The 5,567-nt window shown below is 45.2% G+C and carries 4 protein-coding genes and 1 pseudogene; all 5 read left to right on the forward strand.

Annotation, left to right across the window (positions count from 1 at the left end):
- Window positions 1-520 (forward strand): annotated as a pseudogene (locus ACGF7G_RS21395) (type VI secretion system tip protein VgrG); the annotation flags it as partial.
- A 2-nt stretch (window positions 521-522) separates the two neighbouring features.
- Window positions 523-1,884: a VRR-NUC domain-containing protein gene (locus ACGF7G_RS21400; RefSeq protein WP_387468231.1), complete on the forward strand. Its 1,362-nt coding sequence runs from the start codon at window positions 523-525 to the stop codon at window positions 1,882-1,884.
- 15 nt (window positions 1,885-1,899) lie between these two features.
- Window positions 1,900-3,045, forward strand: a complete 1,146-nt coding sequence (locus tag ACGF7G_RS21405) for a DUF3396 domain-containing protein (RefSeq protein WP_387468232.1) — start codon at window positions 1,900-1,902, stop codon at window positions 3,043-3,045.
- A 36-nt stretch (window positions 3,046-3,081) separates the two neighbouring features.
- Window positions 3,082-4,227: a DUF3396 domain-containing protein gene (locus ACGF7G_RS21410; RefSeq protein ID WP_387468233.1), complete on the forward strand. Its 1,146-nt coding sequence runs from the start codon at window positions 3,082-3,084 to the stop codon at window positions 4,225-4,227.
- Window positions 4,228-4,230: 3 nt separating this feature from the next.
- Complete coding sequence (locus tag ACGF7G_RS21415; protein ID WP_339959290.1) at window positions 4,231-4,386, forward strand: PAAR domain-containing protein; 156 nt, start codon at window positions 4,231-4,233, stop codon at window positions 4,384-4,386.
- Window positions 4,387-5,567: the final 1,181 nt, after the last annotated feature.

The following is a 5,567-nucleotide window of genomic DNA, read 5'->3' on the forward strand; positions in this document are numbered from 1 at the left end:
AGTTAGCAAAAATCAAACGGTGACCATTCAAGGCCAGCAAGCCATTTCAATTGGTAAAAGCCATCAATTGAACGTTGCCGATAATCAGCAAATTACCGTGGGTAAACATATCACTGTGCACTCGGAAAGTGGGCAAATCACTATTGGGAACGCCGGCGGCCAGATAGTGATTGACCCGATGGGGAATATTCGTATCGAAGGGGTCAGTATCACCATGACTGACCATCTCACCGGGAAGAAATCCGCCGATGCGCTGTTTGACTATTCTGCCCGCTATACCCTGCTCAGTGAGCAGAGCGGTAAGCCGCTGGTGAATGCCCCCTACACCATCACCACTGCCGATGGTCAGGTTATCCCGGGTAAAACTGACGCACTGGGCAGAACTCTGACCGTGCAGAGTGCGGCCGAGGAAAATCTGCAACTGAATTCACCGCAAGCAACACCCAAGCCGAAGAAAACCGTATACGAGGTCAGTGATAACACGCCCGTAGAGTATGTTATGGAATTTAAGGAGAAATAAGTATGGCTATACCCAACAGCGGCAAGATGTGTCCAGCCGTCACCTCAATCACCTGCACCATGGAAATAGGGGTTTTTCCCGCCGATGAAGATCCCTGCTACCTGGCGAAGAAAGCCGAATATGCCCAGCGGCTGCCTGCCAGGATAACCACAAAACTGGGAGAGATACGCTCTCTTAAGCAGATTGTCATGAGTGGGTTAATTAAAATTGAAGAGTATAAGCACGATTTCCTGTGGCCTTATAAAGCAGAAGTGGTGTTCGCTATCAGAGAAGAAGATATCCCCTTACCCATGTTGGCAACCAGTCAAATATCGAAACAGCGTTATGGTGACAACTTACCGCAATCCAGTAATCCATTTATCCGGCCTTCTGACGCCGATATGGAGAAATTTGGAATTGTTGGTATTCGCCGCCCCGATATTATTCTGGTTAAAGATGAGGCTCTCCGCTGGCCGGGCAGAAATGCCACCTACTTCGATGGTTCTGTGCACCCAGATAATCTGAAGATGCTGATTGAGGTGAAATTTCCGGGGGATGAGCTATCTGACGATCAAGAACAAGATTATATGCTAATTGCGACAGAAAAACGCTTTGGGGTGATGCGTGTCATGGATAATCGCACAGAGGAGCAAAAGCAGTACGATGAAGCATGGCGAAAACTTTATCAGCCCGGTTCCCAACACTATAAAAATCCTATCCCACTGGCCCCCCTACCATCCGGTTCACCGCCTGACGATGACGCCTTACCTCCTCCCATACCTCCCGAAGAGGGTGTACCGGGGACCATTCCGCAACCCCTGACAAAAAAACTCCCGCTGATCAGTACCTCCCCCTGGTCTTTTTTACCCAGCTATGAAGACTGGGTAATCCTCGGACAGGAGGTGGCTGGCTTGACAGAACAGGGGTTGGATTATATCCGTAACAGTACCCGCGAACTCCTTGCTCAGTTTGGATCATGGTTCAGTGAAACCGGCAAGTGGGTGTGTGAAGAAATTATTGACCCGATAAGCCATCAGGTCAGCTACGCTTTTTCCTGGGTCAGTGAACAAACGGGAAAAATCGTGACCTGGACGGAGAGTGAGATAAAAGCCCGGTGGCAGACTGTGCAACAGGGTTCAGATATCACTTTAGAAGAGCTGAAAAACATGAGCTGGATGCAAATAGTAAAAGAGGTGGGTGAAGGAATGCTGGAAATAGTTGTGATTGTTGCCGGCGTTGCCGCTGTTATCCTTGTCACCCTTACTGTCGCTGCGGCACTGATTGCACTGGTGGAAATTTTAGCTGCCGCCACCGCAGTTAGCGCCGCCGCATTAGCCGCCGTCCTGGCAATATTGGCAAGTGTGACATTCGCCACCGCCTCATAATATATGGAGAAAATAATGGAAACTGTAGATTACTTTGCCCAGTTGAGATCACAACTGGCCGCGTTTACCTTCCTCAATGGCGATGGGTTGACTGTTTCCCGTCTGGGTATCTCGATAACCCTGTTTTTTAAACAAGGCTACACCCTGGAGAAAAAGCAGCGCATTCTGGCCTGCTATCGCCGCTTTCGCGAAGAGTTTGGCTCTCACCTGCGTTTTCATCGTCATTCGCTGGAGGGATTAAAAAAATATTCCCCAGAAAATATTGCCAAAGTGGAAGAAGGTATTCTTAATCAGAAAAAAAACCAGCTTTCTAGTTGGGTAGTCAGCGACGCCAAAAATCTCTATGAAGCCCCTCACTATCTGATGCGTTATCTGGATTCCCGAGAAATAAGCGGTGATAACGGCAGTTCTTACCTAAGCCTGACACTTCCTTGGGATTATCTAAAAGAACAAGACGGCATGGCTCGCTTTATGGCCTGGCTGGACTTTCTGTGTGAACAGCTTGAGCCTGACAGTGGGGACTGTGGTTACTGTCTGGTTTTACCCAGAGATTACCATGACTATTTTCCCCTGGAGTACCAGCTAGCGCAACGTTACCCTTCCCTGCAAGTCAATTCAGCGGTTCACACTGCGGTATTACAGTATGGTCACTCCATCCGGGGCATTAACTGGATCACCCTGCTGTCCAAACGCTTTGTCAACCGACTGGGTGGGGAACATTGGATACGTAAAACGCTGGCTCGTTATCCGGATGTGGTGATCACTCCTTATTCCAATGGTCTGATGATCCGAGCCGGTCAATACCCGGACTTAACACCACTACCGGGCAATGTCCCGACGAGTTATTTTGCCATTAACCAGCTGATACGCCCGATACGGGTTATTCCTCGTGAAGGCCATTCTCTGCATTTTTATGGAGAAGGTCATTTTGATGATATTTCCACGCTGGCCTGGTATGCCCGCTATGACAGTGGCCCTCTGCATATAACGCCGATTAGAGGCGGTGAGCCCGCCCTGGTCAGTGGGATCTGGCGAACCGATAGCTTGCCGGGCGAGCAGTACTTTTTTGCTCAGGGGGCTACAGCCTTCGATACTCAGGGCGCAGCATCGGGCACAACCGTATGGCATCTGATACGGGAAGCAGCAAATATGTGGGAATAACGGATTATCCACCGCCTCATCATGAAAGGAGAGAAGATGGAAACTTTGGATTATTTTTCCCAGTTAAGATCACAACTAGCCGCGTTTACCTTCCTCAATGGCGATGGGTTGACTGTTTCTCGTCTTGGGATTTCTATCACTCTGTTTTTTAAACAAGGCTATACTCAGGAGAAAAAACAACGCATTCTGGCCTGCTACCGGCGCTTTCGTGAAGAATTTGGTACCCACCTGCGTTTTCATCGTCATTCGCTGGAGGGATTAAAAAAATATTCCCCGGAAAATATTGCCAAAGTGGAAGAGGGTATTCTTAATCAGAAAAAGAATCAGCCCTCTAGTTGGGTAGTCAGTGACGCCAAAAATCTCTATGAAGCTCCCTGCTATCTGATGCGTTATCTAGATTCCGACGAGGACGATGGTGATGACAGTAGCTCTTACCTAAGCCTGACACTTCCTTGGGATTATCTAAAAGAACAAGAGGGTATGGCTCGCTTTATGGCCTGGCTGGACTTTCTGTGTGAACAGCTTGAGCCTGACAGTGGGGACTGTAGTTATTGTCTGGTCCTGCCCAGAGATTACCATGATTACTTTCCCCTGGAGTACCAGTTAGCACAGCGCTATCCTTCCCTGCAAGTGAACTCCGCAGTGCACACAGCCAAATTACAGTATGGACATTCCATCCGGGGCATTAACTGGATCACTCTGCTGTCCAAACGCTTTGTTAACCGTCTGGGTGGGGAACATTGGATACGTAAAACGCTGGCTCGTTATCCGGATGTGGTGATCACTCCTTATTCCAATGGTCTGATGATCCGGGCAGGTCAATACCCGGACTTAACACCACTACCGGGCAATGTCCCGGCGAGTTATTTTGCCATTAACCAGCTGATACGCCCGATACGGGTGATCCCCCGTGAAGGCCATTCTCTGCATTTTTATGGAGAAGGTCATTTTGATGATATTTCCACGCTGGCCTGGTATGCCCGCTATGACCGTAGCCCTCTGCATATCACCCCGGTGAGAACCGGTGAGCCGATGCTTGTCAGCGGATTCTGGCGAACTGACAGCCAGCCTGACAAACAATATTTCTTTGTTCAGGGCGCGATGGCTTTTGATGTTCAGGGTGCGGAGTCAGGCACAACGATTTGGCATTTAATACGAGCAGCGGAAAATAGAGCGGAGTAAATAATGCGAAGTGTAGTGGAAAGAAAATGTAAACAAACCGGCGCTATTGCGGAAGGTTCTAACTTGTTCAATATACAGGGAATACCTGTCGCACTGGCGGGACACCTTGTTAATTGTGGTTGCCCGACCGGAGCCTGTCGATTAAAGGTACGGTCATAAAGATCAAACTCCAAAGCCATTAATTAAAATACCCATAAAATCAGGGCAGGCTTTAAACTGTTATTAAACGTTATTTTTTAAACTGATGATTTTAATCGGTATAAAGTTTTAACCGTTTTTTTACCCCTTTTAACGCCTGCTTTTTATTAAGTTTAATCATCATCCGCTATCATGTTTTACGTTTAACAAACCCTAAACACCTCCACTTTTTATCTTTACCAACGCTGTTTTACCCGCCTTTTTCAGAGTTTAAATCCTGTCACATTAACCGTTTTATCCCTTTTTTATTACATTACTTTTAGAGTTTTATCCGTAAAACAACCGTCGATAAAACGCTTTAATACCTGTTCCGTTCGGATAATATCCTTTTATATGTGGATTTCTTTTCAACTCTCTTTTAACGGTTAATCATTTCCGATTAAATACCATTAAATCCGCAGCTGAAAAGTTGCATTTACCAAGTTAAATCCGACCTTGATACAAAAGCCAAAAGCTTTAATACCTTTTCACTTGCATTTTTAAATAATCATGACAGGTTAGGTAAATGTAAAATAAATCGTGTGTAAAATTTTAATCCTTGTTTTCACCCCTTTTAACACGGGATTTTTATTACATTTAATCATCATAAAATATCATGTTTTACGTTTAACAACCCCTAAGCATCTCCACTTTTTATCTTTACCAACGCTGTTTTACCCGCCTTTTTCAGAGTTTAAATCCTGCCACATTAACCGTTTTATCCCTTTTTTATTACATTACTTTTAGAGTTTTATCCGTAAAACAACCGTCGATAAAACGCTTTAATACCTGTTCCGTTCGGATAATATTCTTTTATATGTGAATTTCTTTTCAACTCTCTTTTAACGGTTAATCATTTTCGCTTAAATACCATTAAATCCCCCGCTAAAAACTCGCATTTACTGAATTAAATCCGACCTTGATAAAAAAGCCAAAAGCTTTAATACCTTTTCACTTGCATTTTTAAATACTCATGACAGGTTAGGTAAATGTAAAATAAATCGCGCATAAAATTTTAATCCTCGTTTTCACCCCTTTTAATACGGGATTTTTTTCAGAGTTTAAATCCTGCCACATTAACCGTTTTATCCCTTTTTTATTACATTACTTTTAGAGTTTTATCCGTAAAACAACCGTCGATAAAACGCTTTAATACCTATTCC

Origin of the sequence: Photorhabdus sp. RM323S (assembly GCF_042879375.1) — a bacterium.
Lineage (GTDB): Bacteria > Pseudomonadota > Gammaproteobacteria > Enterobacterales > Enterobacteriaceae > Photorhabdus > Photorhabdus tasmaniensis.